The 24,671-nt window shown below is 58.6% G+C and carries 22 protein-coding genes; 8 read left to right on the top strand and 14 right to left on the bottom strand.

Annotation, left to right across the window (positions count from 1 at the left end; translation table 11 throughout):
• Positions 1–188: 188 nt before the first annotated feature.
• Positions 189–524 carry a DUF3135 domain-containing protein gene (locus I6L35_RS11055; protein WP_005348142.1) on the bottom strand — a complete coding sequence of 112 codons (336 nt, stop codon included), beginning with the start codon at positions 522–524 and terminating at the stop codon, positions 189–191.
• A 393-nt stretch (positions 525–917) separates the two neighbouring features.
• On the opposite strand from I6L35_RS11055, the gene mog reads away from it, so the two are divergent.
• Positions 918–1,448 (top strand): molybdopterin adenylyltransferase, encoded by a 531-nt coding sequence (mog, locus tag I6L35_RS11050; protein WP_216978157.1) that lies wholly within the window; start codon positions 918–920, stop codon positions 1,446–1,448.
• Between the two features lie 83 nt (positions 1,449–1,531).
• On the opposite strand, the gene I6L35_RS11045 is transcribed toward mog, so the two are convergent.
• The 7 genes from I6L35_RS11045 to trmB all read right to left on the bottom strand — a co-directional run bounded on the left by I6L35_RS11045 (position 1,532) and on the right by trmB (position 7,188).
• Positions 1,532–1,933, bottom strand: coding sequence for a DUF2541 family protein (locus tag I6L35_RS11045; RefSeq protein WP_129503427.1), 402 nt, complete (start codon positions 1,931–1,933; stop codon positions 1,532–1,534).
• 169 nt (positions 1,934–2,102) lie between these two features.
• Positions 2,103–2,312, bottom strand: coding sequence for a YgdI/YgdR family lipoprotein (locus tag I6L35_RS11040; protein ID WP_216978156.1), 210 nt, complete (start codon positions 2,310–2,312; stop codon positions 2,103–2,105).
• A 113-nt stretch (positions 2,313–2,425) separates the two neighbouring features.
• The gene (locus I6L35_RS11035; protein ID WP_216978155.1) at positions 2,426–3,601 is read right to left on the bottom strand and encodes a S8 family peptidase; all 1,176 of its coding nucleotides are present in this window, start codon (positions 3,599–3,601) and stop codon (positions 2,426–2,428) included.
• 124 nt (positions 3,602–3,725) lie between these two features.
• On the bottom strand, positions 3,726–5,021 hold the full coding sequence (locus I6L35_RS11030; protein WP_216978154.1) for a sulfurtransferase: 1,296 nt from the start codon (positions 5,019–5,021) through the stop codon (positions 3,726–3,728).
• Positions 5,022–5,050: 29 nt separating this feature from the next.
• The gene (gene glsB / locus I6L35_RS11025) at positions 5,051–5,971 is read right to left on the bottom strand and encodes a glutaminase B (protein WP_005348151.1); all 921 of its coding nucleotides are present in this window, start codon (positions 5,969–5,971) and stop codon (positions 5,051–5,053) included.
• Between the two features lie 122 nt (positions 5,972–6,093).
• The gene (locus I6L35_RS11020) at positions 6,094–6,426 is read right to left on the bottom strand and encodes a YggL family protein (RefSeq protein ID WP_005348158.1); all 333 of its coding nucleotides are present in this window, start codon (positions 6,424–6,426) and stop codon (positions 6,094–6,096) included.
• 48 nt (positions 6,427–6,474) lie between these two features.
• A complete protein-coding gene (trmB, locus tag I6L35_RS11015; protein WP_216978153.1) occupies positions 6,475–7,188 on the bottom strand; it encodes a tRNA (guanosine(46)-N7)-methyltransferase TrmB in 714 nt (237 codons plus the stop codon).
• 274 nt (positions 7,189–7,462) lie between these two features.
• Between trmB and I6L35_RS11010 the strand changes: the two genes are divergently transcribed.
• Both I6L35_RS11010 and I6L35_RS11005 read left to right on the top strand, forming a co-directional pair.
• Positions 7,463–8,530, top strand: a complete 1,068-nt coding sequence (locus I6L35_RS11010; RefSeq protein WP_216978152.1) for a M28 family metallopeptidase — start codon at positions 7,463–7,465, stop codon at positions 8,528–8,530.
• A gap of 201 nt (positions 8,531–8,731) precedes the next feature.
• Positions 8,732–9,913, top strand: coding sequence for a PLP-dependent aminotransferase family protein (locus I6L35_RS11005; RefSeq protein ID WP_216978151.1), 1,182 nt, complete (start codon positions 8,732–8,734; stop codon positions 9,911–9,913).
• Positions 9,914–9,986: 73 nt separating this feature from the next.
• Here the strand turns inward: I6L35_RS11005 and I6L35_RS11000 are convergent, their stop codons facing one another.
• A complete protein-coding gene (locus tag I6L35_RS11000; RefSeq protein WP_216978150.1) occupies positions 9,987–11,516 on the bottom strand; it encodes a cyclic diguanylate phosphodiesterase in 1,530 nt (509 codons plus the stop codon).
• A gap of 246 nt (positions 11,517–11,762) precedes the next feature.
• Here I6L35_RS11000 and I6L35_RS10995 point away from each other — a divergent pair, with 246 nt between their 5' ends.
• Entirely contained in the window at positions 11,763–12,668 is a 906-nt protein-coding gene (locus I6L35_RS10995; protein WP_216978149.1) for a TIGR01777 family oxidoreductase, read from the top strand.
• Positions 12,669–12,785: 117 nt separating this feature from the next.
• Here the strand turns inward: I6L35_RS10995 and I6L35_RS10990 are convergent, their stop codons facing one another.
• Together I6L35_RS10990 and I6L35_RS10985 are read right to left on the bottom strand one after the other, a co-directional pair.
• Entirely contained in the window at positions 12,786–15,233 is a 2,448-nt protein-coding gene (locus I6L35_RS10990) for an ABC transporter permease (protein ID WP_216978148.1), read from the bottom strand.
• 36 nt (positions 15,234–15,269) lie between these two features.
• Positions 15,270–15,965, bottom strand: a complete 696-nt coding sequence (locus I6L35_RS10985) for an ABC transporter ATP-binding protein (RefSeq protein ID WP_216978147.1) — start codon at positions 15,963–15,965, stop codon at positions 15,270–15,272.
• Positions 15,966–16,021: 56 nt separating this feature from the next.
• Between I6L35_RS10985 and I6L35_RS10980 the strand changes: the two genes are divergently transcribed.
• Positions 16,022–16,633, top strand: a complete 612-nt coding sequence (locus tag I6L35_RS10980; RefSeq protein ID WP_216978146.1) for an arylesterase — start codon at positions 16,022–16,024, stop codon at positions 16,631–16,633.
• 16 nt (positions 16,634–16,649) lie between these two features.
• Here I6L35_RS10980 and I6L35_RS10975 read toward each other — a convergent pair whose 3' ends face one another.
• The gene (locus I6L35_RS10975) at positions 16,650–20,105 is read right to left on the bottom strand and encodes a PAS domain-containing hybrid sensor histidine kinase/response regulator (protein ID WP_216978145.1); all 3,456 of its coding nucleotides are present in this window, start codon (positions 20,103–20,105) and stop codon (positions 16,650–16,652) included.
• Positions 20,106–20,449: 344 nt separating this feature from the next.
• Here I6L35_RS10975 and I6L35_RS10970 point away from each other — a divergent pair, with 344 nt between their 5' ends.
• Genes I6L35_RS10970 through I6L35_RS10960 form a run of 3 tightly spaced genes read left to right on the top strand, consistent with a single transcriptional unit; the run spans position 20,450 to position 22,503 of the window.
• A complete protein-coding gene (locus tag I6L35_RS10970; RefSeq protein WP_216978144.1) occupies positions 20,450–21,061 on the top strand; it encodes a DUF2975 domain-containing protein in 612 nt (203 codons plus the stop codon).
• Between the two features lie 7 nt (positions 21,062–21,068).
• Entirely contained in the window at positions 21,069–21,278 is a 210-nt protein-coding gene (locus tag I6L35_RS10965) for a helix-turn-helix transcriptional regulator (protein ID WP_005335250.1), read from the top strand.
• Between the two features lie 7 nt (positions 21,279–21,285).
• A complete protein-coding gene (locus tag I6L35_RS10960) occupies positions 21,286–22,503 on the top strand; it encodes a hypothetical protein (RefSeq protein ID WP_216978143.1) in 1,218 nt (405 codons plus the stop codon).
• A gap of 77 nt (positions 22,504–22,580) precedes the next feature.
• Here the strand turns inward: I6L35_RS10960 and I6L35_RS10955 are convergent, their stop codons facing one another.
• Together I6L35_RS10955 and I6L35_RS10950 are read right to left on the bottom strand one after the other, a co-directional pair.
• Positions 22,581–23,735 (bottom strand): 3-phenylpropionate MFS transporter, encoded by a 1,155-nt coding sequence (locus I6L35_RS10955; protein ID WP_216978142.1) that lies wholly within the window; start codon positions 23,733–23,735, stop codon positions 22,581–22,583.
• A gap of 402 nt (positions 23,736–24,137) precedes the next feature.
• Positions 24,138–24,671: a hypothetical protein gene (locus I6L35_RS10950; RefSeq protein WP_216978141.1), complete on the bottom strand. Its 534-nt coding sequence runs from the start codon at positions 24,669–24,671 to the stop codon at positions 24,138–24,140.

The following is a 24,671-nucleotide window of genomic DNA, read 5'->3' as shown; positions in this document are numbered from 1 at the left end:
CTTTTACTGTTATTCATCCACCCCTATCACAACCTGACTAATAAGTTATTACAAGAAAGAGAAAAGAGATTACATCACAAGTACATTACGACTAACATTAAAAACCATAACAATCAGGTCGCCAGAAACCCCCTTTATTATGGCCTAACCGATTTGGCTGAAATATCATTCAAGGGGGTTATTGCAGATTATTTACGACGTCGATAGTCTGCCAGACGGATTATTTTACCACTGCCATCGCTTTCAGGCGGAGGGTCCCCCTCTTCTCTGAACTGGCTCATTTCGCTGCGCATCAAATAAAAAGATTCCCGCATCATGTTGGTAATCCGGATACAGCTATCAAGATTGTTTTTCGCCAGACGGCGCTGACCATCAATCTTGAACTGCAACCCGCGCAAACGGCGCTGCTGATCGGGGCTCGCTCGGGCCATCAACTGGTCGATCTGCTGCTCCAGAATCGCATCCAGCCGGGAGGGCTCACTCGCAGCCAACTCCTTCAGGGTGTCAAAATCAGGCAACTCCATATGCCCTCCTTGGCGACTATTGCTGGCAACACACTGCGGTACCACACCATCACGTCCCAGCCATATAAATCTGTATATACGACGCGGCTAAAAAGGGTTCAATCCATCCACTGGCGACTAAACCGGACAATGGTCACTACGAGGGTGTCTATCTATTTTAATTGTGTTTGGAAACAAGCGATTGTTTTTAATTCAGGCGAGATAAAACACTTATACATTTTAGGTTGTGATTTTCTGTTTTTTATTGCCAATAAAAATCCGGGTGGCCTTATTTTGCTTCATTCGACACTTTATTCTTCCCTCACCGCCCCGCATCATCTTCTGACGGTTTAACATATCTCACTGATTATGTTATTTTAATTGCCACTTTTATCGGACATTCAAGAGCAGACCATGAGCAAGGCAAAAATCGGTATCGTCACCGTCAGCGATCGCGCCAGCGCGGGCATCTATGAAGACCTCTCCGGCAAGGCCATCATCGACACCCTGAATGCCTATCTGACCTCGGAGTGGGAACCTGTCTATCAGGTGATCCCCGATGAACAGGATCAGATTGAAGCGACCCTGATCCGGCTGGCGGATGAGGAGCGATGCTGCCTCATCGTCACCACAGGCGGCACCGGCCCGGCCAAGCGGGATGTTACACCGGAAGCGACCGAAGCGGTGTGTGATCGCATGATGCCGGGCTTTGGCGAGCTGATGCGGGCCGAATCCCTCAAGTTTGTGCCGACCGCCATTCTGTCGCGCCAGACTGCCGGACTGCGCGATGACACCCTGATCGTCAATCTGCCGGGCAAGCCCAAATCGATTCGCGAGTGTCTGGATGCAGTATTCCCCGCCATCCCCTACTGCATCGATTTGATGGAGGGGCCCTATCTTGAGTGCGATGAAACTGTCATCAAGCCATTTCGGCCGAAAAAATAGCAAACCCGCCCCTAAAAAATAATGGCGAGCCACGGCTCGCCATTATTTTTAGCTCATCTGTTCGTGCAGACAAAATGCATCGATTATTTACGGCCGAATACTTTTACGCCCGCTTTGCTGCGCTCTGAATTACCGTACACTTCGATCTTTTTCACACAACGACGCGAACCCAGTGATTTCCACTCGGTCTCTTTATCACTGCTCATCTCCCGATCGAAGCGAATGGTTTTGGTACGATCACCACCATAGGTCACCACCACCCGATCCAGGGTCAAATCACGTTCCGCCTTCACCTTGATATATTTGGTCTGACGGCAAATCACCAAAGGAATTGTCGCACCATGATCACCGGCCCCCAGCAAAATAGTCCGCCCCAGCGTGAACTGATCATCGCCAGCATGGCTGGCTGACGCCACCACCAGCAAGACACCACCTAGCAGGGTGCGCGCGGAAAAACGGGAATTCCAGATAGACATCAGGGACATAACACCTCCAATAAAAAACGGAGTGCAATAATACGGGCCGAACCATAACGGAAGCTGTACCCGAACGCGCATTTGCGGCGAAAGAGGGGCGATTGCCTGAGAAAAAGGAGGAATTTGCCGGTAAAAATGTGAAGGGCCGCATATTGCGGCCCTGACTGCATATGAGCGCTCAACGCTCCATGATCTGGGTCACATCTTCTTTATTGATCATCACCTCACGCCCTTCATGATCGTAATAGCGATACATACCGGTACTCTCGTCCAGCTTGGGCTTGCTCTCTGTGGTGATCATCTTGCCATCCTTGGTGCTCATGATGTATTGGGAACTGCATGCTACCAGCCCCAGGGCGCACACCAGGATCATCATAAATTTTTTCATAGGCGCACTCTTCTCCTTTCACCCTCACCACGAGGATGTCATATCTAGCCTACTCCAATCCGGCAGGCAGTCGGCAACTTGCACAATAAAGTGAGATCATCATCAAAAATCAGCTACTTGCGACCACCCGGTTTGCCACTACCACCGGTACCGGGACCACAGCCAAGTGCTAGCCGTTCTGCCGCGGCTCTGGCCTGCACCAAACCATAGCCATAGCTGTTATCCCGCCCGACAGTCCCCAGATCCAGGGCGCTGCTGCGAAGGGTCTGGCGCAGTTGATCATTGCTGCACTCCAGCCGCTGTGACCATGCCAGGGCAGCAACCCCGACCACATGCGGCGTCGCCATCGAGGTACCACTGTAGTTGGCATAACCACTCGGCACGGTCGAGAGTACAGCAACACCGGGGGCCGCCAGCTCCACCTGATCATTGCGTTGGGAGAAGTAAGCCAACTGCTTGCTGCTATCGATCGCAGCCACGCTCACCACACTGCTGTAAGAGGCGGGATAGGACTTGCTGGTGTTGCCCGCATTGCCCGCCGCCGCCACACTCAACACATTCTGGCTGTAAGCCTGATTGAACGCCTGCTCTTCCGTCTTGCTGGGCACATTGCCCCCCAGGCTCATGTTGATGACCATGCGGGTAAAGCCACGACTGCTCATCCCCTGCTTGCAGGCATTGAGGGCCCCCACCAGGTTGGAGGTATAAGCCCAGCCGTTGGCGCCAAACACCTTGATGATGTGCAGCGGAACACTCTGATTCGGCAAGACACCGACCACGCCCATGTCGTTCCCCCCAATGGCGGCTATGGTGCCTGCCACGTGGGTGCCGTGACCGTTTTCGTCACTGCTCCAGCTGCCTGTACCTGCGTTGTCACTACCCTGCACCTGCGCCCCATGGGGCAGATCCGGGTGATTGCCGCTATAGCCAGAGTCAATGATGCACACCAGCACCTCTCCGGCCATACCATCGCTCAGTTGTGGCGCCTGTACCATGGGAATGCCATAAGGCAGGGTCTCGGCACTGGCATAACGCTTGGCATCCGGCTCCACCCACAGCACGTTGGGGTTGCGCGCCAGCGCTGTCGCTGCAGCAGCTGGCAACCAGAGCGCCAGCGCATGCTGCTCGGGCAGTTGCAGGGCCAGCTCGCCCCCCATCCCTTTGCTTTGGGCCAGCACAGCGGCCTCCGCCCCCGGCTTGAGTTGCACCAGATAACGAGCCCGTTCGGCAGCCATTACCCCCTGTGCCAGTACGCCTGCCACCAGCAGGCCTGTCCATATCCGTCTCATCAGTCACTCCTTCCATCGACCTGATAGCCACCAGCAAAGTGTAGTGGCAGGCTGGCGCAGGTCCGAGCGGATACAAAAAGGCCGGACATCTGTCCGGCCTCTTCTTTCAAGCGCAAGCGCGCAATCATGACTTGGCGGGCTGGCGCTCACCGGTCACGGTCGGGTTCTTGGGATCGGAACTCCACTCGTACCAACCGCCGTCGTAGACGCTGATCCGTTTCCAGTCCATCAGCCAGGCGTAGAAGAAGGCCTCGGAGGCGCGCCAGCCGGTACCGCAGTAGAACGCAGCCTGCTGGGTCGGCTCGATATTCCACTGGTCCCACATGGCGAGGATCTCGCGGGCCGGCTTCATGGTGCCGTCCGGGTTGTGGAAGTCGCTCATGCTGTTGGCATCCACCCCACCGTGACCCCACTTGGCCCCCGGAATATCGCCCTTCGGCTTGATGTAGCTGTAACCTGAGGTGTTGCCGACAAACTCGTCCCAAGTACGCACGCTGACCAGTGCGCTATCGGGCTTCTTGAGCAGCTCTTTTGCCTGACTTAACGTGGTGTAGTACTCGGGGTGAGCGGGAATGGCCACGCCAAACTCCTTCACCGGCTCATATTTGTTGGGCAGACCGGTTTCGGTGCGCAGGTGCTGGATAAACCAGGCATCCAGACCACCGTCCAGCAGGCGTACATCTTCCACCCCCGCATACATCATCAGGTGCGCGGCACGGGCGGCCGCCATGGTGTTGCGACCGTAAAGGATCACGGTGGTGTCGTGACGGATGCCGTTATCCAGCAGCAGCTTCTTGAGCGCTTCGTCAGAGACCTTGTTCCACAGCGGCTCCTCTTCGAGGCTGTTGGTATCGATATAACCGGCCCCCGGGATGTGGCTGATGAGGTAGGCCTTGGGTGAACCCCAATCCACCTCAAACAGCTTCCAGTCACCCTTGGGCGCCGCGGCAACCGGCTTGCCCTCTTGCAGATCCGCCAACCAGCGCGGATAGACCAGCTGCTGCCAGCGTGCCAGCGACTCGCGCGGTGCGGCTTGCCACCCTTGCAGCTCGAACAGCTGCTTGATCCCCTGCTTGCGCAGCAGACGGGCCACCTCGGCCACTTCGCGGGACGCACCGTAGAGGGCTACCGGACGATCGGCTTTCAGCCCCTTGATCTCGAGCGCCTTTGGCCACTCTTCATCGCTGTATTTCCACTCGGCTGAGAGGTTCTCGGCGCCCGCCACATGACCGCCCTGCTTCTCCCCTTCCATCGGCCACCCCTGATAGAAGTAGCTGGCGCGGGTATCCAGGATGACAGCCTGTTTGGCCTTGGCATCGGCCAGCGAGAGCGGTGGCAACTCCCCTGCCACGGCGGGCAGGGCACACCAGAGCAGTAAGGTCGCCAGCGCGGCCTGCAGGAAGCGAAGATGTCGTTTCATGGTGATGTCTCGATTCATAGTGAACAAGGTTAAAAAATGGAGCGACCCAGACGCTCGGCCAATAACTCCAGCGCTGCCGTCCCTGCCAGCGAGTTGCCGGCTTTGTTGAGCTCCGGCGACCAGACACAGACGCAGAGCTCGCCCGGGATCAGGGCGATGATACCGCCGCCGACCCCCGATTTGCCCGGCATGCCGACCCGATAGGCAAAATCGCCCGCCTCGTCATAGAGGCCGCAGGTGGCGAGCAGGGCGTTGACCTGCTTGGTGGTGCGGGCTGGCAGCAGCGGTACGCTCTCGCCCAGTGGCACACCACGGTTGGCCAGATAGATGAATGCCCGCGCCAGATCGACGCAGCTCATGCGGATGGCACAGGCATTGAAGTAGCTTTGCAGCACCTTGTCCACTTCGTTTTCGAAGTTGCCATAGGCCTTCATCAGATAGGCGATGGCGGCGTTGCGGGCAGAGTGCTGATATTCGGAGCGGGCGACCACCTGATCCGCCATGATGGCCGGATTGCCGGAAAGACGGCGCACCAGCTCGAGGGTACGCTGACGGGGCGCAGTGAGGCGGGTCTCAAGCAGATCGCTCACCACCAGCGCCCCGGCATTAATAAAGGGGTTGCGGGGGATCCCCTGCTCGAACTCGAGCTGCACCAGCGAGTTGAAGGGCTGGCCGGAGGGCTCCTTGCCAACCCGGGCCCAGATCTCCTCCTCCTGATAGAGGGTGAGTGCCAGGGTCAGGCTCAGGGCCTTGGAGATACTCTGGATGGAGAAGGGTTCAAAAGCGTCACCGGCGGTGAACAGCTCCCCTTCGACGGTACAGACTGCGATACCAAGCCGATCGGCCGGTACCTGAGCCAGTGCCGGAATGTAGTCGGCCACCTTGCCTTGTCCCAGCAACGGGCGCACCTCTTCAAGGATGCTGGCCAGTAATTCGGATGACAACACCATAAGCAATAAGCGATTCCATGACTAAAACAGCGGTGGAGATCCCATCCCCACTGACAAAAATCCCGCCAGCGGCGGGATTTTTCAGTTACCCACAACAAGGCGCCAGATGCGGCAGCCTTGTATCAGGCCGGTTCACCGTACCAGAGGTCGAACAGCTCGGTAACGACCACGGCTTCCATCCCCTTGCCTTCCAGCCAGGATTTGACGGCAGCGCGGTCTTCTTCGGTACACTTGCCCAGTTGCTGGGTGCAGATCATCCCTTCCCAGGCCAGGTGACCGGAGCCGGCAAAAGCTAGTTTACGGGGTTCAACAACCTCATCGATCATCGCATCGACTACCGCATCGATGGTCTCTTCGGCAGTGCCGACCGGGAAGTTGAAACTGATGTCGAAACCCATTTCCTGGAATTCATCGACGCGCAGTTTCTTGCGCAGGCGGCGGCTACGATTGGCCATGATAGCTCCTCAAGTTAGTTGATACGCTAGGTGTGTTGACGTGCCAGCTTAGCTGAAACGCTTGAAAATCAGATCCCAAACCCCGTGGCCCAGACGGTGGCCGCGTTGTTCAAATTTGGTCAGCGGACGCCAGTCCGGACGGGGCACCCAGTTGCCGGTGGCGGAGGTGTTCTCGTAACCCTCGGCGGCACTCATCACTTCCAGCATGTGCTCGGCATAGTTTTCCCAGTCGGTCGCCATGTGGAACACGCCACCGATGGCCAGCTTCTGACGAATATCCTGGGCAAATGCAGGCTGTACGATGCGACGCTTGTGGTGACGGCTCTTGTGCCAGGGATCCGGGAAGAAGAGCTGCAGGCAGGAGAGTGAACCGTTCGGGATCATGTGCTCCAGCACTTCCACCGCATCGTGGCAGATCACTTTCAGATTGGTGACGCCCGCTTCCTGAGCGGTGCCCAGACAGGCACCCACGCCCGGGGAGTGCACTTCGATGCCGATGAAGTTCTTCTCGGGGGCATTCTTGGCCATCTCCACCAGAGAGGCGCCCATACCAAAGCCGATCTCCAGCACCACAGGTGCTTCACGGCCAAACAGTGCGACCAGATCGAGCTGCTTTGGCTCGAAATCGATGCCCATGACCGGCCAAAGCTCTTCCAGGGCCTTCTCCTGCCCTTTGGTCAGGCGGCCTTCGCGACGGACAAAGCTGCGGATCTTGCGCATGAACTTGCCGTCTTCGTTAAATACATCTTGGGTCACAGGCATAATGGTCTCGTTATTTCATCAATCCGGGTAATACATCTTGTGTCCGATCCCGAGCGGGACCGCTCGCGGCTCATCATTTCATCGACCCGCGAAAACAGGGGAGCGAATTATCCCAAGATAGGCCCAAGGCGCAAGTGTTTCACGAAACAAATCCCTCATCTCTCACCAATTCATCTATAACGGTTGACAAATGCCGACCCGTTCACAGAATCGGTCACGCGTCGAGTGCATGCTGCCTGCGCAAATAAAACCATACACAACAAAGGATTGCAGTATGAAATACACAGCATTGGCGTTTGCCATCACCGCTTTGCTTGCGGGGTGCAACACATCAACAAATGACTCGCAAGCTCCTGCCGCCGCCGAGCAAGCCTATGAGTATCTGGTGCAGTTGAGTTCAACCGCAGAAGGGATTGGCGCACGCCCCACGGGGACAGAGGCAGAAACTCGTGCCGCGGCCTGGATCCAGGACCATCTGACCGGTTGGGGCTACGATGTGCAACGCCAGCCCTTCACCTACACCAAAAATGGCGCCAGTAAAAACTCCCAAAACCTGATCGCAGAGCTCAAGGGTAAGAGTGACAAGGTGATCCTGATCGGCGCCCACTACGACAGCACAGGTGACAAGAAAGGCTCTGAAGGGGCCACCGACAACGGCGCTGGCGTCGCGGCCCTGCTGGCAGTGGCGGAGGAGCTTAAAGGACAAACCTTGCCCTACACGGTTCGCTTTGCATTCTTCGGCGCGGAGGAGAACGGTCTCAACGGTTCCAAAGCCTATGCCGCCAGCCTCGACAGCACCGCCGTCGCCAAGCTGCTGGCGATGGTGAACTACGACACCATCGCCGGGGGCGACATCGTCTACGTCCACTCAGCCCACTCGGACGTCGCCGAATACAACTGCGCCGATCCGAGCCGCTACAGCTTCGATCCCAAGGTGCGGGATCGCCTCCTCACCCTCTCCAAACAGACAGCGACCCCATTTGCCATTCATCCCAGCTACAGCGGTTATCCGGAAGGGGAGACCGGCAGCTGGTCAGATCACGCCCCCTTTGCCTGCCTGGGGGTGCCGATCGCCTACGTTGAAGCGACCAACTTCACCATCAACGGTGCAGATGGCTACGACGGCTACTCCCAAAGTACCAATCCCGCACTATGGGATTGCTACGACGATGCCACCAAGAGCGCCTGCGATCGTGACAGCGAAACCCAGTGGGGAAAAATCTGGCACACCCAGTATGACCGCCTCGACAAGATGGCGGAACTATTCCCAGGCAGAGTAGAAAGCCAACTTGGCGCCAACACCGACCTGATGATCCGCTTCCTCAAGGAACCGGGTTTGTAAGGTCAGTTGCTTTTCAACAAAACAAGATCGCCCCAACTCAATGCATTGTCGCCACACAGACAGGTAAAATTCGGGCAGGTGCCAAACCTGCCCTTTTTGGGCGATTTTTGTGACAATCATTGCCTCATTTCTGAAATCTGATACAAACGGATAACCTGGCGGTCGAATGGAGCGACCGCCCACATGCCGAGAGAATTGTCTATGCAGCCGTTTTTTGCCCAGCGCTTCGAGAAAGTCGAACCTTCCTTTATCCGTGAAATCCTCAAAGTTGCCGCCAATCCGGAGATCATCTCCTTCGCCGGTGGCCTGCCCAACCCGCATCTGTTTCCGGTCAAGGCGATCGATCAGGCCTGTCAGGATGTACTGCGCGAGCAAGGGGCTGCCGCCCTGCAATATGCGGCGACAGAGGGCTTCGCTCCACTGCGCCAGTATATTGCCGACCGCTATCTGGCCCGCCACGGCATGCAGGTCAATCCGGACAACATCCTCATTACCAGCGGCTCCCAGCAGGCGCTGGATCTGCTGGGCAAGGTACTGATCGACGAGGGACAGGATCTCATTATTGAAGAGCCAGGTTACCTTGGCGCCATCCAGGCCTTCTCTGTCTACCAACCCACCTTCAAGCCAATTACCCTCGGCGAAGCTGGACTGGATCTGGCGGCGCTGGATGCGTTGCTGGCAAACGGCTCAAATGCCAAGCTGCTCTACGGCGTGCCCAATTTCCAGAACCCGAGCGGCGTCTCCTACAGCCGTGCCAATCGCGAGGCGCTAGCCGAACGACTGGTCAACCACGAGCTGTTGATGGTGGAAGATGACCCCTACGGCGAGCTGCGTTTCGAAGGGGAACATCTGCCCCCGATTGCCAAGCTGGCGCCAAACAATACCGTGCTGCTCGGCTCCTTCTCGAAAACCGTGGTGCCCGCCTTCCGTCTGGGCTGGATGCTGGTGCCGGAGTGGCTGCGCAAGAAGGTGACTATCGCCAAACAGGCCACCGACCTGCACAGCAACGCCTTCAGCCAGCAGGTGCTGCACCGCTTCCTGACCGACTATTCACTGGATGCCCATCTGGAGAAGATCAAGGAGATCTATGGTCGCCAGCGTGCCGCCATGGAAGCCGCGCTTGCCCGTCACTGCCCGCCCGGCGTCAGCTACACCAGACCCGAAGGGGGCATGTTCCTCTGGCTGACCCTGCCTGACCACATCAGTGCCATGGCGCTGTTTGACGAGGCGATCAAGGAGAAGGTGGCCTTCGTACCCGGCGCCCCCTTCTACGTGCGCCCAGAGATCAAGAACACCTTGCGTCTGAGCTTCTCCTGCGTCGATGAAGCGACCATCGAGGAGGGGGTCAAACGCTTGGCCCGCGCCCTCCAGCGCATGCTCTGATCGCCCAAGCCAAACCGTATCAACAAAAAACCAGCGAGCATCGCTGGTTTTTTTATGTCCTCAACGCAACCCATCAGCCAAACAGGGTCTTGCAAAACTGCTTCATCGGGATGGGACGGCCATAGAGATACCCTTGCAAATAATCAACATGGCGAGTCCGCAGGTAGTCCGACTGCACCTCAGTCTCCACCCCTTCCGCAACCAGCTTCAAACCCAGCCGGGTTGCAAGATCGATCACATTCTCGACGATATGGCTGGAAAGGGCATCAGACCCGATCATTCCGACAAAGCTCTGATCGATCTTGAGCGCATCTACCTGGAACTGCTGCAGATAAGTCAGGCTGGAGTGGCCGGTACCAAAGTCATCGATGGCGATCATGACTCCCAACTGACGCAATTCAGCAAACAGCTTGTCGGTCGTCTCGTCCGCAACAATCAGCTCCCGTTCGGTCAGCTCCAGCACCAACTTGACGGGGTTATCCTTGAAGGCGTTGATAAAATCCCTGCAGTCGGTCACCAAGCTCAAATCCTTGCAGTGACTGGCACAAATGTTGAAACCGAAATGAAATCCGGCTGGCAACTTGCGGGCATCAGGGGAGAAATAGTCGCGCACCTGAGTCATCAGCAGGCTGGTCATGGGCACGATCAACCCGCTATCTTCCGCCAGCGGAATAAAGCGATCCGGCGAGATCATCCCCTGCTTGGGATGTTGCCAGCGCATCAGCACCTCACAGCCATGCCATCGCTCATCCTCACCGGAAACCACCGGCTGCAGGTAGGGGATAAACTCCTCCTCGATCAACGCCCGCTTGAGCTCCTCTGATGGTGAGCGGCTACGCCCCATCAGCCTGAAGGAACCGATCCCGACCAACAAGGCCAGCAGAGGATAGAGCACGATACTGCCTGCGGAGTGGCGCCAAGCGTGGATCAGATAATCATGGTTAGTGACCTGAGTGGCTACCTGGTAAGGGAAACTGGCTGACCGATAGGATAGATACCCCTCTTCCGTAGCAGAAGGGGCGGGCCCCATCTGGCCCGAACCAAACAGCGCCGTATTTCCCACCACCAGGGCAATCCGTGAATTCTTGCTGGAGATATCCAGGGTATTGCGCAGGTAGTACCCATCTACCACGATCAATACACTCCCCTTGTCTGTCTGGTGACGCAGCACGATCAAGGGGCGATCCGGTGTGACCTCATTACCCGGTAGCAGTTGTAGCCTGCCTTCCACATAGATGTCCGGATTGAAGAGACCATCGTAGTCACCATAGAGCGAGGTGCAGTAGATGTGGCTACCAATAGCCAGATTGGCGGAACGCACATCGGGTACCGTAGTCACCTGCTCGCGCAACCGCTGTGCCGCCTCCTGGCAGGGGTGACCCAGCATCCCCTCCAAATTGATGGCTGCTTGCCGAGCATGATTGAAGGTCCTGTCGAACATCTCCATAGCCCGCTGCAAACGAGACTCCGCATCCCGCTCTATCTCCGAAACAGTTTGCCAGATGATGGCAGCCCCCCCCAGCAGCAGGATCCCCACCCCAATCAACAGCGACACCAGAAGCCGCTTGTAGAGCTGACGAAGTTTCAATCGACGAAATGGCATGCGGCCTCTTTATTGTGCAAGTCGGGGGACAGCCCGGATGGAAGGCGACAAGGATCGCAATGACTTCGATGGAGCAAAATAACCACCCGACAGAAATCAATCAGTTAACGCTATTATTCCACACCTGGCGGCAAATCAGCGGCACAGTTAACACAGTTGAGTTGCTCATCACATACTCTGCGACCCTGCTTGTTGATCCAGAATCAGCCAATTAGAGTAGAGCAAAAGGGAGCAGGAGTGTGCAGCATGAAAATTCTGATTACCGGCGGAACAGGCTTTATCGGCCGCAAGCTGGTTGCCCATCTCAAGGTCAATCACGAGGTCGTGGTATTGAGCAGGCAGGGGAGCCGCGCATACTCCCTGCTGGGTCACGATATCAAGGTATTGGATAACCTAGACCGACTCGATGACCTCAATGACGTGGACGCCGTGATCAATCTGGCGGGTGAACCCATTGCCGCCGGGCGCTGGAGCGAGTCGCGCAAACAACTGCTCTGCGATAGCCGCTGGCTGCTGACCGAGCAGCTGGTGGATCTCATCAAACTCTCCAGCACACCGCCCAAGGTGCTGATCAACGCCTCCGCCATCGGCTGGTATGGCAAACAGGGTACCGAAACCCTCGACGAGCAGTGCAGCTCTCCCCACGACGAGTTTACCCACCAGCTCTGCCAGCAATGGGAAACCCTGGCGCAGGAGGCCCAGAGCAGCCAGACCCGAGTCTGTATCGTACGAATCGGACTGGTACTCGGCATGGAGGGAGGTGCGCTACCCAAAATGCTCCCCCCCTACCGACTCGGCCTCGGCGGCCCCATGGGCTCGGGCAAACAGATAATGAGCTGGATCCATGTGCAGGATCTGGTACGCGCCATGCTGTTCTTGCTGGAGCACGAAGAGTGCGGCGGCATCTTCAACGGAACGGCGCCCCATCCGGTCAGCAATCGGGAGTTCAGCGAGACGCTGGCCGCTACCCTGCTCCGACCGCACCTCTTCTTCGTTCCCGCCCCCCTGTTGCGACTGGCCATGGGCGAAGCGGCAGACCTGCTGCTGACCGGGCAAAAAGTGCTACCAGCCCGGCTGCAACAGGCCGGTTTTCACTTCAGCTATCCCGAACTGCCTAGTGCCCTCGCCAATCTGCTGCGCGAGCCCCGTTAACCGATGCCAGCTCTCTGATCCTGTTCATCAATACCTCGCATAGCAAGCAGCCCGACCAATGGCCGGGCTGCTTGCTTATTGTTTGCACCTTGTGTGCATCGGCTCACGCTGGCGGGATTACAACAATCCCTGACCCAGACCCCGCAGCCGATCGCTCAGGGTGCCAGCCAGCAGCTGGCGCTGCATTCCCTGCCCCGCCAGCGTCACCAGCAGCGCCCCCAGCGTCGGCAGACCAAGCCAGATGGCCCAGTGGAACTGCCACTGCCCCTCGAACCACCACCACTGCAGGCCAAAGGAGCAGAGCTCCACCACCATGGCGGCACAGAGCCCCGCCAGCGCACCACTGGCCACCAGCTCCCAGCGCAGCATCTTCCTGAGCAGATCGCTGCTGGCACCCAGAGTGCGCATCAGCAACAGCTCGCGCCGACGCTGAGCCATGCTGGCCTGTGTCTGGGTCAGCAGCACCAGCAGAGCCGCCACCGTCACCAACCCCAGCATCAACGCCAGTGCCCGGCTCACCTGCTCAGATACCTGCGTAAGCCGCGCAATCAGGTCATCCACATCGATAAGGCTCACCGTGGGGTGGCGGCGAATAAGCTCCACCTCGGCAGTACGCCCAGCCTCGGGCAACCGGTAGCTGCCAAGCCAGGTGCGGGAGAAGGGTGCCAGCAGATCCCCGGAGAAGATCATGTAGAAGTTGGGGCGCATATTGTCCCACTTGATGCTGCGCAGACTGGTAACCCTGGCGCCGAAACTGCGACCCTCGATGGTAAAGGCGAGCATGTCCCCCAGCTTGATATCGAGCCGCTTGGCCAACTCGCTATCCACCGACACCTCGCCGGGCCCGGCGAGCCATTTCCCGGCCACTAGCTTGTTGTCGATTGGCAGGGTGGCGGTGGTAGTGAAGTTGAGCTCCCGATCGACCCCCTCGCGGCCACTGCTGGCCCCCTCGCCCACCGCCTCACCGGCGATATGGGTCAGCCTGCCACGCACCATGGGGTAGAAGTCGGAGGTGGTGGCCCCGGCTGCCGCCAGCTCGCTCAGGATCCCCTCCCGCTCATTCTCGGCCACATTGACCAGAAAACGGTTGGGTGCATCGACGGGAAGACGAGCCGAAAACTCATCCAGCAGATCGACCCTTGCCGCCCAGAGCAAGCCAAACAGCATCAATGCCAGCGCAAAGCCCGCCAGCTGGAACAGGCCGCTGCTGCGCTCGCGCGACAGGTGGGCCAGCGCCAACCGCAAGGCATGAGGCCCGTTCACGTTTGCTCCCAGCCGCAACATCAGCGCCGCCAGCAGGGCCAGCAGCCCCATCAGCAAGCCCATGCCACCCACCAGACCCAGCGCCAGCCGCACATCGGCGGTAAAGCCCCAAACCAGCGCAAACAGCCCGAGCAACCCGACCGGCAGGGCCAGCCAGGGGGGAATGCCCGCCTCCAGCTCCCGACGCAATACCCGCAGCGGCGGCACTTTCAGCAGCCGCAAGAAGGGCACAAAAGCGAGCAGCAGGGTGATAAAGAGCGCCACCGCTACTCCCAGTGCAAAGGGGCGCCAAGAGGGAGGCGGCAGATCCGGCGGCAGCAGGTCCCCCAGCAGTTGCAAGGTGATCCACTGCATGGCCGTACCCGCGACCAGACCCAGCAACGCGCCGATCAGCGTCAACGACAGCAGCAGGGTTCCCATCAGTTGCCAGAGCGAGCGACGGGATGCCCCCAGGGTTTTGAGCAGCGCCACCATATTGGTCTGGCGCTCGGCAAAGTGGCGCACCGCGATCCCCATCGCCAACGCCCCCAGCAATACCCCGCTTAGGGAAGCAAGCCGGAAGAAACGCTCGGCATTGGCCAGCGAGCGGCCCACTTGGGATTCGCTGTCATCCGGTTTGATCCACTTCTGTCCGGCCTGCAATTGTGGCAACAACCATTGCTCGTAACGGGCCAGCGATTCCCGCGGCCCCTTGAACAGATAGCGCCACTGCTGGCGGCTGCCGGGTAGCAGGGCACCGGTCGCCTCGATATCGGCACTGTGGATCAGCGCCCGCGGCGCCAGCAGGAAGGGGCCGAAGCCCTGATCCGGCTCCTCACCAAGCAGGCCTGCCACCTTGAGCACCGTATTGCCCACCTCCAGCTCATCCCCCGTTTTGGCCTTAAGCAGCTGCATCACCCGGGCGGAGAGCCAGATCTCGCCGGGGGCCGGGGCACGGGCCGGTTCCAGCTCCAGCTTGCCGTAAAAGGGGAAACCGTCGGGCACCGCCCGAATGGAGGCGAGCTGCAACACATCACCGTGAAACAGCATGCTGTTGAAGCTGACGGTGGTCTGCACCATCAGACCATCCTGTTTCGCCCGAGTCAGCCAGCCATCCGGCAGGGCGGCGGCAGTGCGCAACACCCGATCCGCCCCGATAAAGTCGCGGCCCGACGCCTTGAGCCCGGCATCGAGCCGATCCGCGACCAGCGCCACACTCAAGACGCACGCCACGCTCAGGGCCAGCGCCAGCACAAACCAGCGCAGCTCGCCGCTGAAACCTTCCCGGCGAAGCAGCCGCCATCCCAATCGCCACTGCATCATCCCTTGTATCTCCCGCCTGATCCGCAGCTCACTCCGTTACACCACATCATGGGCCACCTCGCGATCCAGTCTGCCCGCCGTCATGACCAGTTGCCGCTGGCAACGCTCGGCCAGCTGATGATCATGGGTCACTACTACCAGGGTGGTGCCGTGCTTGCGATTGAGTTCAAACAGCAGCTCGATCACCTTCTCGCCGGTCTTGCTGTCGAGGTTGCCGGTCGGCTCATCCGCCAGCAGCAGGCTTGGACGGGCCATAAAGGCGCGAGCGATGGCCACCCGCTGCTGCTCACCACCAGAGAGCCGTGGCGGCAGATGGTGCAACCGCTCACCAAGGCCGACCGCGGCCAGCAGCTCGCGGGCTCTTGGTTCGCAGTGGCGCTCGCCACGCAGCTCGGCAGGCAGCATCACATTCTCCAGCGCCGTCATGGTCGGGAGCAGCAGGAACGACTGGAACACAAAGCCGATCTGCTCGGCGCGCAATCGGGCCCGCCCCTCTTCATCCAGCTCGCCAAGGGATTTGCCGAGGATCTCGATATCTCCTTGGCTTGGCAGATCGAGCCCGGCCAGCAGTCCCAGTAGGGTGGACTTGCCGGAGCCGGAGGCGCCAACCAGGGCCACCGTCTCGCCGCTATTGACTTGCAGATCGATCCCTTCAAGGATGGTGAGGCTTTCCTGGCCGAGGCGAACCGATTTGCCGAGGCCCTTGACGACAATAATGGGGGTTGAACTCATGCTCTGTATCCTTTGTTCCAATCCCTTGATGACAATCCATAGCGGGAGTTGAATTGATGGTGCGTATTCTGTTTGCCTTGTTCGTTGGCCTCGGCAGCCTGCTCTCGTCGGCTCAGGCCCAGACCCTGCTGGTACTGGGAGACAGCCTGAGCGCCGGCTATCAGATGCAGGTTGAGCAGAGCTGGCCCGCCCTGCTCAACCAGAAATGGCAGGCAGAGGGGGGCAAACACACCCTGCTCAATGCAAGCATCAGCGGTGAAACGACACAAGGGGCTCTGGCCCGTCTGCCCGCCCTGCTGAAGGAGCACAAGCCGGACTGGCTGCTGATCGAACTGGGGGGCAACGATGGCCTGCGCGGCTTCGCACCGACCATTACCCGCCAGAATCTGGCCAGTATGATCGCGCTCGCCAAGGCGCAGCAGACCCGTGTGGTGTTGACCCAAATCCAGCTTCCCCGCAACTACGGTGCCCGCTATCTGCGCCAGTTTGAACAGATCTTTCCCGAGTTGGCCCAGGCTAACGATCTGCCCCTGCTGCCCTTCTTCATGGATGATATTGCGCTGCGCCCTGAACTTATGATGAACGATGGTATTCATCCCACCCCGGCGGCCCAGCCCAAAATCCGCGACAAGGTAGCCGATTTTATTGAGCCCCTTATGGAGCCATAAGCAACATCCCCCCTGTTTACCTCAGCAGCAGGCTGTTCATCAGGGCCCGCAGTTTGAGCGGTTTGACCGGCTTGCTGATGTAGCCATACCCTCGCTCACGGATCTGCACCTGCAACTCGCTCTTGCGATCGGCGCTGATGACGATGCCCCCCAACTCGTCACCACACACCTGTTGCAGCGCAGCCAGCGCCTCCAGCCCGGTCTTGCCATCGTCGAGGTGATAGTCGGAGAGCACCAATCTCGGCACAAACCCGTCTGCCACCAGCGCTTCGGCTTCGGCCAGATCGACGGCGCAACGCACCTCGCAGCCCCAACGGCTGAGCAAAGTGCTCATGGCGGTCAGAATATCCCGCTCATTGTCGATGCAGAGCACAGCTACGCCTTCCAGCTGGCTATCGCGTACTACAGGCGCCACCAACTGTTGAGGGACAACCGGTCGGGTGGCCAGATTGAGGGTCACCGCAAAGACCGATCCCTTGCCCGGCCAGCTTTGCAGGGTGAGCTGATGGCCAAGCACCTGCGAGATGCCGCGGGCGATGGCGAGCCCCAGACCCAGCCCCTGCTCCTTGGCGGTACGGGAGTGATCGAGACGGGAGAACTCGTCAAAAATAGCCTCCTGCTTGTCCTGCGGGATACCGGGGCCGTTGTCCCACACCTCGATGCGGATCTTGCTTCCTGACCTGCGACAACCGAGCAGCACCCGCCCCCCCGGATTGTAGCGAAACGCATTGGTCAGGAAATTCTGCAACACCCGGCGCAGCAGCCGCACATCGCTATGCACCGCATGCTTGCTCTCCACCACCGAGAAGTGGATCCCCCCCGCCTGTGCCAATACCCCAAATTCCGCCTTGAGGTTGTCGAACAAGTCATGCAGGGCGAAGTCGAGTTTCCTGGCTTTGAATTTGCCCGCTTCAAGCCGCGAGATATCGAGCAGATCGCTAATGAGATCCTCGGTCGCCCCCAGCGCATCGTCGATATGGTGGGCGATACGTGCCGGTTCCCCCTCGGCGGGCAACATCTCCAGCAGGGAGGAGGTAAACAGCTTGGCCGCATTGAGGGGCTGGGTCAGATCGTGGCTGACCGCCGCCAGAAAGCGACTCTTGGAGTGGTTGGCCCGCTCCACCTGCTGGTTCACCAGCAATAGTTGACGGTTGAGCTCGGAGAGCTCACGGGTGCGCTCGGCCACCCGTGCCTCCAGATGTTCGTTCGCTTCGCGCAGCACCCGTTCGGCATCGCGAAACGGGGTGATGTCAGTAAAGGTCATGACAAAACCACCGGCGGGCATGGGGTTGCCCTGCATCTCGATTACTCGCCCATCCGGGCGCTCCCGCGCCGAGATATGGGCGCTGCCCCGCTTCATAAAGGCGACCCGCCGCGCCACATGATCCTCGATATCGCCGGGGCCACAGAGCCCCTGCTGCGCGTTGTAGCGGATGATCTCTTCAATGGGGCGCCCTGCCTGAATAAGCCCGGGCGGATAGTGGAACAGCTCGATGTAACGGCGGTTCCAGGCCACCAGCCGAAGCTCCCTGTCCACCACCGAGATCCCCTGCCCGATATGCTCGATCGCACCCTGCAGCAGGCCGCGGTTGAAGCGAAAAACGTCGGAGGCTTCATCGACGATGGTGGCGATCTCCTCGAGCTGCATGTTGCGCCCCTGCAGGGCAGAGGCGAGCACCAGCCGTGCCGATGAGGTACCAAACACCCCCGCCAGCAGCCGCTCGGTGTGAGCGATAAGCTCGGCCGAAGCCTGCATCTGGGGCGCCAGGGTGCCGCCCCGCTCACCGGCGAAACGACCAAAGGCGCGTTTGACCCGGCTTGAGCCGACAAAGCGGGCCGCCAGCATCTCCAGCTCCTTGACCGAGACCCGCGCCTGATAGAGGGCGGCGGTATCGCGACTCGGCTTGCCGACAAAGTTGGCCGCCTGCAGCCGCTCGCTCACCGCAGGGCGCGACAGCAGCGAGCCCGCCACATAACCGAGCAGGTTGAATAGCAGGCTCAGGAAGATGCACCAGGCTCCGAGACTCAGCTCGCGAAATGCGGGCCAGTCCGGCGGTGCCAGCAGTTCGGCCAGCGGTGAACCGGCCAGCAGCCCGCTCTCCACCAGCAGGGTGACGAACCAGAGGCTCACCCCGAGGCTCAACCCAAGATAGACCCCCTTGCGATTGCCGTGACGCCAGTAAAGACCGAGCAGCAGGGCTGGCGCAAACTGGGCCACCGCGCCAAAAGAGAGATAGCCGATGCGCGACAAGCTGGTGAGATCGCCGAGCCAAAGGTAGAGCCCCCAGGCCGCCAGCAAGATCAGCAAGATGGCGCCACGGCGCACCTGCAACAGCAGCCGTACCAGCCGCTCGTCACGCCCCTGCCGCCAGAAGCGGCGCAGCAGCACCGGCAGCACCAGATCGTTGCTCACCATGATCGCCAACGCGATGGTGCAGACGATCACCATGCCGGTGGCCGCCGAGGTGCCGCCGAGAAACGCCAGCATTGCCATGCCATCGAACCCGAGGGCCATCGGCAGGCTGATCACATAGGTGTCGGAGGCCATGTCGGCCCCCACCCACTGCTTGCCCGCCAGCGCCAGCGGCCAGATAAAGAGCCCCATCACGAACAGGTAGAGCGGGAAGATCCAGCGCGCCCAATGCAGATCCTGTCCCTGATTGTTCTCCACCACAGTCACATGAAACTGGCGCGGCAGGCAGATGACGGCGCACATCGCCAGCACCGTATAGATGGCAAGCTCCAGCAGGTTGCCAGGGCTCACCGCCACCACCTGTGCAAAGAAGTCGCGAGTCACCACCTCGTGAGCCTCGCCCGGTTTGCTCAGGATCAGCCAGAGGGCGAAGCCCCCCACCGCGATAAAGGCCAGCAATTTGACCACCGACTCGAAGGCGATGGCTACCACCATCCCCCTGTGGTGCTCGGTGGCATCGAGATGGCGGGTGCCGAACAGGATGCTGAACAGCGCCAGCAGCAGAGTGACCCCGAGCGCCAATTCGCTGGTGTTGCTGGTCGGGCTGATGCCGCCGCTGTTGACCATCAGCAGATCCAGCCCGGTAACGATGGCTTTGAGCTGCAACACCAGATAGGGGAGGATCCCCATGATGGCGATGAGGGCGATCACCATGGCAAGCCGCTGGGATTTGCCGTAACGGGCGGCGATAAAGTCGGCTATGGAGGTGATGTGCTCGCGCTTGGCCACCAGAATAAGGCGGGCCAGTAGCCGCCAGCCAAACAGAAAGACCAGCATGGGGCCAAGGTAAATGGGCACCGGTGACCAAGGGGATTCACTCGCCTGCCCCACTGTGCCGAAGAAGGTCCAGGAAGTGCAGTAGACCGCCAGCGACAGGCTGTAGAGCAGCGGTTGCCCCTTGAGACGGTGCCGTTTGTGCTTGTCTGCCACGAAGGCGATCAGAAACAGCAGCCCAAGATAGATGAGCGACAATCCGATCAGCAGCCATCCCTGGTGCATCGATAACCCCTTGTAGATGTTGAGTTTTTGTATACAACCTCGCCAGTCTAGAGAGGCGACAGCCAAAAGTCATCCCCCTGCAGTCAGATTGAATTTATCGTTTTTCAATAAATTCAGCCTTGACACTATATCGTAAAACGATAAACACTAGCGCCTGTTTATTGATAAACAATAATTTCATGCGCGCACGCTCCATCTTTCTCTTTCAAGCAAGAGGTGAAACGATGAAACACCACACGCTCGGACACATCAGCGACCTCATCGAATGGTTCCTGCTGCTGACCCTGCTGGCAGCACCGTTCATGGCCCTAATCTTTCTGTCACATTCCATCTGGAGATAAACGATGAAACACAACAAGCTCGAACGAATGAGCAGCCTGATCGAGTGGGTTCTACTATTTGCACTGGTGGCCACACCACTTATGACCGTCATGGGAGCCTGGTCACACCTGTTGGGTGGCAACGACTATCTGCATCAGGAGCTGGTCGATGCCCTGGCAGTGAATGACGGTTCCACACTCCGCAATGTCCCACTGAACATGCCCTCGCCAGTAGTGACCACTCCGGCCCCCTCGATTGCCGACTACTCCCTCAGTATGGGAACCCGCCTGCTGGCGACCCTGGTCATGCTGCTGCCTGATGTAGTTTTCATGCTCATCCTGTGGCAACTGCTCCAGCTGTTTCGTGGCTATCGACGCGCTATGCTGTTCACCTTCGGCCAGATCCGTCGTTACAAGATGATCGGACTGCTGCTGTGTGCCAGTTTCATCGCCGAGATCATCACCACGCCACTGCTGGATATAGTGCTCACTCTGCATGGCCCTGAACTGTACTGCACCATCAATATCAGCTCCTCAAACTTTCAGCTGCTGCTGGGTGGATTGATCGTCTCGGCGCTGGCACTGGTGATGCGGGAAGCAAAGCAGCTGGCCGATGAACAACAACTGACGGTGTGAGGATCCCATGCCCATTATCATCCGGCTCGATGCCCTGCTGGCCGAGCGCAAAATGACCGCCCGCGAACTGGCCCAGCGCATCGACATCACCGAGGCCAACCTCTCGATCCTCAAGAATGGCCACGCCAAGGCGGTGCGCTTCTCCACCCTGGAGGCCATCTGCCGTGAACTCAAATGCCAGCCCGGCGATCTGCTGGGCTACGAGCAGGAGCGCTAACCCTCTTATGAGTCGTCATATCACCCTGTTTGCCCTGTGGCTGCTGCCGCTGTGGGCCTGCGCTGGCAATGACGCGAACGGCCCCCGCTACCTTATCGAGCAGGGCGCCAGCGCCAATGTGCTGCAAGTGCACCTCACTATGCAGGGCAAACCTCCCTTTACCCTGCTCCCCGCTCGTCAGTTGCCGGGCAGTGCCACGCCGGTTTCCCCCGCGCTGGTCTGCCTTGCAGACAACCAGCCGGTTGCCCTCAACCAGCCCTTCTCCTGCAAGGAGATCGGCTGGCAGATCACGCTCACACCGGCTCCGGCAGAGGGTGCTGATGCCTCGGCCCAACAGTCGCTGCTGTTTGCCCCTGACCAGTGGCTATTGACCGAGTGGGGTAACTTTGTGCGCCAGATGGGGAGTCGCCAAGGAAAGGTTTGTCTGCCGGATGGCAGCTGCCAACCACTGCCGGATGTCAACCAGCCGCCGCTGATCCTGCCATTTGGTCTGGACACTGTGCCCGTCACCAAGCCGGATCCGCGGCTGGTGCTGAGCCATGACGAGACCGCCAACCAGCTCGATCTGCCAGCCTTGCAGCAGCAACTGAATGAGATCATCGACTATCTGGCCTTCCAGCTCGATGTGGAGCCACCCACTCATCCATGGCAACTGGTGTGGCTGGGGCGGGATGTGGCGACCCGCTCCCTTGGCGGCGCCGCCGGGGATCAGGTGTTTGTCGCCAACTACCCCACCGAGGCTGGCAAACCGACGCCACAGGCCCCCTTGCGCCTGCTGCGCACCTCGGCCCACGAGGCGGTGCATATCCTCAGCGCTCGCCACTCTGCTCCACAACCCACCTGGGTCAACGAGAGCCTCGCTGAGTACCTCGCCATCAAGGCGCTGCGCCGCTTTCGGCTGCATCAAGTCACGGCGGTCAACGAGCTGGCCGAGCGGGGCAAACAGATGCCCCATCGCGAGAGCGGCCTCTATCGGGCAGCTCGCGAGGTGCTGGCGGGCGATCGCTCCTACTACCCGCTCTTTTACGTCAAGGGGAGCGCCTTCTGGGAAGCGCTGGAGCGGGAACTGCAACACAATGACGTGACGCTGGCGCAACTGCTGCCCCAACTGGGCTGGCTGCCGGATGGACGCTTTGATGCCGCCTCCAATGAGCTGCTTGCCGGCACCATCGGCTCGGATACCTGGCGCCGTCTCAGCCGCCTCTATCTTGGCGAGCAGCAGTAACGCCGCAAACTGCAACAACGAAAAAGGGAGAGCCGTGGCTCTCCCTTTTGTGAGGAGATGATTCAAATAGACAAATATCAGGCTGGAGCACTCTCCTGCGCAGACGGCGCAAAGGGACGCAGCCGCAGGAAGAACACCGGCAAGACCACCAGCACCATCAGGAAGAAGATGCCGCCGCCGAGAGGCTCGAACAGCACGCCGCAGAGTGCCATCAGGGCCGCCACCGTCATGCCGAGGCCAAGGGCCGCATAGAGCGCCTGAGTCGGGATCAACTGCTCGGCCGGTAGCTGACGGGTCATAAAGCGCACCGCCCCCAGATGGCTCATACCGAACGTCACCGAGTGGAGCAATTGCCCCAGCACCAGCACCCACAACTCGGTCGAGGCCCCCAGCAATACCCAGCGCACCACACAACCGATGGCTCCGGCGATAAAGAGACTCTGGGCGCCAAAGCGCTGCAAGAAACGCTTGTCGGCGGCAAACATACAGATCTCCGCCACCACCCCGAGCGCCCACAGATAGCCGATGATGGTGCCGCTATATCCTTGCTCCTTCCAGTAGATGGCGCTGAAACCGTAATAAGCGGCGTGGCTCCCCTGCAGCAGAGCGGTCAGCAGCAGGAAACGGCGCACCGGTGCGCTGCGCAGGGTTGCCAGCAAGGACGCCTTGGCGCGCTCGTCCTGACTATCCTGTGGCGCCGGATAGAGCGGCAGCCAGCTGAGCAGCAGCATCAGCACCAGCCCCGCCACCATGGTGTGCAAAATCCAGTCACTACCGAAGTTGCCCACCAGCGCCCCTACCAGGGTAGAGGCGACGATAAAGGCAAAAGAGCCGCACAGCCGCACCTTGCCGTAGTCGATATGCGCCTGCACCACCATGCGGGTTGCCAGCGCCTCACCTACCGGCATCAGGGTCGGGTAGATAAAGTTGGCAATCAGAGTGAGACCGACCAACCACCAGAGGTGATGGCTGAGATAGAAGCCAAGGAAGGCGAACAGACTGAGCAGAGATAACAATCGGGTAACCGGCAGCAGATGACCCGCCCCCTTGATCTGCCCCATCACCATCAGGTTGCCGGCAAAGCGGATCGCCATCCCCGCCCCCAGCAGGAGACCAATCATCTCGGCGCTGACGCCCACCCCCTCCAGCCAGAGCGACCAGAACGGCAAGTAAGCGCCGTAGACAAAATAGAAGGCGCCGAAAAAGAGCGCTAACCAGGAGAACGCGGGCATAGATCCTCTGCAACCAGATGACGGGAGCAGAATGATAACTCATCCGCCCCCACAGATCCCGATGGAAACCCCGCTAAGAAAACGGAAAAACTTCAACAAAATTGAACTATTACCGAAGGTACAGGGTCTACTTGGTAACACCTCCTCCTGGTTAGTGTTGCAATCCTTCCACCCGCCTATGGCGGGTTTCTTTTTTGTCCCCTAATCACTTTGCTTCATCATCAGGATCTGCATCTCGGATTCAAATTTAAATCCATCCTCACAACGAAAAATCATCTGGATACAGCACATCTTCGAGCTATCCTGCAACTCAAGATAAAAATACACCGGCGTTAAGCCGGTGTCAGGTGATAACTAGAACGGTACAAATCGAGCTTACGGGCTCTATGAACCTTCCTTTATTTATGCACCATACTTATCAATAAGATAATTTTTAATTTTTTTGGCATTGTCTAATGCATAATTTTGCATTTTACCATTTTTTACAATCTGATAACCAGAAAGAGCATCATCAGTTTCTGAACTTAAATTTAGTTCATACTTTCCTTCTTTACTTTTTCGATATGTTTTAATTTCATAAAAATAAGGATATTCTATACCATTATTTTCATAATTTACATTCCAGCGAAGAAGTATAGCAACATTCCTCTCTTTATTTACAGAAACAAAAAAAACAGACATTAATTCCACTGGTGCATCTGAATGATAAAAAGTATCAATCAAATGATTTTGCGTTCCCTTAGGTGACTCATACCCAAGATAAAACTCTATATCTTTTTTATCTGAAGTGCTTTGAAAGCAGATATATCCTTCATTGAAGGATATATCTCTGAAAGGGCCCTGAACAATTGCATTGTTGTTATTACCACACGCATGTGCATATGTTGAAAACAAAAAAATAAAAATGAACAGTAACCTACTTAAAATACTAGTCAT

This window comes from Aeromonas sp. FDAARGOS 1405, from assembly GCF_019048265.1.
In the GTDB taxonomy this organism is placed as follows: domain Bacteria; phylum Pseudomonadota; class Gammaproteobacteria; order Enterobacterales; family Aeromonadaceae; genus Aeromonas; species Aeromonas veronii_A.
This window is presented reverse-complemented; position numbering and strand designations above follow the sequence as displayed.

Bases quoted from the DNA above. Each gene is read 5' to 3' on its own strand.
- I6L35_RS11055 (WP_005348142.1), bottom strand. From the start codon at position 524: ATGGAGTTGCCTGATTTTGACACCCTGAAGGAGTTGGCTGCGAGTGAG.
- mog (WP_216978157.1), top strand. From the start codon at position 918: ATGAGCAAGGCAAAAATCGGTATCGTCACCGTCAGCGATCGCGCCAGC.
- I6L35_RS11045 (WP_129503427.1), bottom strand. From the start codon at position 1,933: ATGTCCCTGATGTCTATCTGGAATTCCCGTTTTTCCGCGCGCACCCTG.
- I6L35_RS11040 (WP_216978156.1), bottom strand. From the start codon at position 2,312: ATGAAAAAATTTATGATGATCCTGGTGTGCGCCCTGGGGCTGGTAGCA.
- I6L35_RS11035 (WP_216978155.1), bottom strand. From the start codon at position 3,601: ATGAGACGGATATGGACAGGCCTGCTGGTGGCAGGCGTACTGGCACAG.
- I6L35_RS11030 (WP_216978154.1), bottom strand. From the start codon at position 5,021: ATGAAACGACATCTTCGCTTCCTGCAGGCCGCGCTGGCGACCTTACTG.
- glsB (WP_005348151.1), bottom strand. From the start codon at position 5,971: ATGGTGTTGTCATCCGAATTACTGGCCAGCATCCTTGAAGAGGTGCGC.
- I6L35_RS11020 (WP_005348158.1), bottom strand. From the start codon at position 6,426: ATGGCCAATCGTAGCCGCCGCCTGCGCAAGAAACTGCGCGTCGATGAA.
- trmB (WP_216978153.1), bottom strand. From the start codon at position 7,188: ATGCCTGTGACCCAAGATGTATTTAACGAAGACGGCAAGTTCATGCGC.
- I6L35_RS11010 (WP_216978152.1), top strand. From the start codon at position 7,463: ATGAAATACACAGCATTGGCGTTTGCCATCACCGCTTTGCTTGCGGGG.
- I6L35_RS11005 (WP_216978151.1), top strand. From the start codon at position 8,732: ATGCAGCCGTTTTTTGCCCAGCGCTTCGAGAAAGTCGAACCTTCCTTT.
- I6L35_RS11000 (WP_216978150.1), bottom strand. From the start codon at position 11,516: ATGCCATTTCGTCGATTGAAACTTCGTCAGCTCTACAAGCGGCTTCTG.
- I6L35_RS10995 (WP_216978149.1), top strand. From the start codon at position 11,763: ATGAAAATTCTGATTACCGGCGGAACAGGCTTTATCGGCCGCAAGCTG.
- I6L35_RS10990 (WP_216978148.1), bottom strand. From the start codon at position 15,233: ATGATGCAGTGGCGATTGGGATGGCGGCTGCTTCGCCGGGAAGGTTTC.
- I6L35_RS10985 (WP_216978147.1), bottom strand. From the start codon at position 15,965: ATGAGTTCAACCCCCATTATTGTCGTCAAGGGCCTCGGCAAATCGGTT.
- I6L35_RS10980 (WP_216978146.1), top strand. From the start codon at position 16,022: ATGGTGCGTATTCTGTTTGCCTTGTTCGTTGGCCTCGGCAGCCTGCTC.
- I6L35_RS10975 (WP_216978145.1), bottom strand. From the start codon at position 20,105: ATGCACCAGGGATGGCTGCTGATCGGATTGTCGCTCATCTATCTTGGG.
- I6L35_RS10970 (WP_216978144.1), top strand. From the start codon at position 20,450: ATGAAACACAACAAGCTCGAACGAATGAGCAGCCTGATCGAGTGGGTT.
- I6L35_RS10965 (WP_005335250.1), top strand. From the start codon at position 21,069: ATGCCCATTATCATCCGGCTCGATGCCCTGCTGGCCGAGCGCAAAATG.
- I6L35_RS10960 (WP_216978143.1), top strand. From the start codon at position 21,286: ATGAGTCGTCATATCACCCTGTTTGCCCTGTGGCTGCTGCCGCTGTGG.
- I6L35_RS10955 (WP_216978142.1), bottom strand. From the start codon at position 23,735: ATGCCCGCGTTCTCCTGGTTAGCGCTCTTTTTCGGCGCCTTCTATTTT.
- I6L35_RS10950 (WP_216978141.1), bottom strand. From the start codon at position 24,671: ATGACTAGTATTTTAAGTAGGTTACTGTTCATTTTTATTTTTTTGTTT.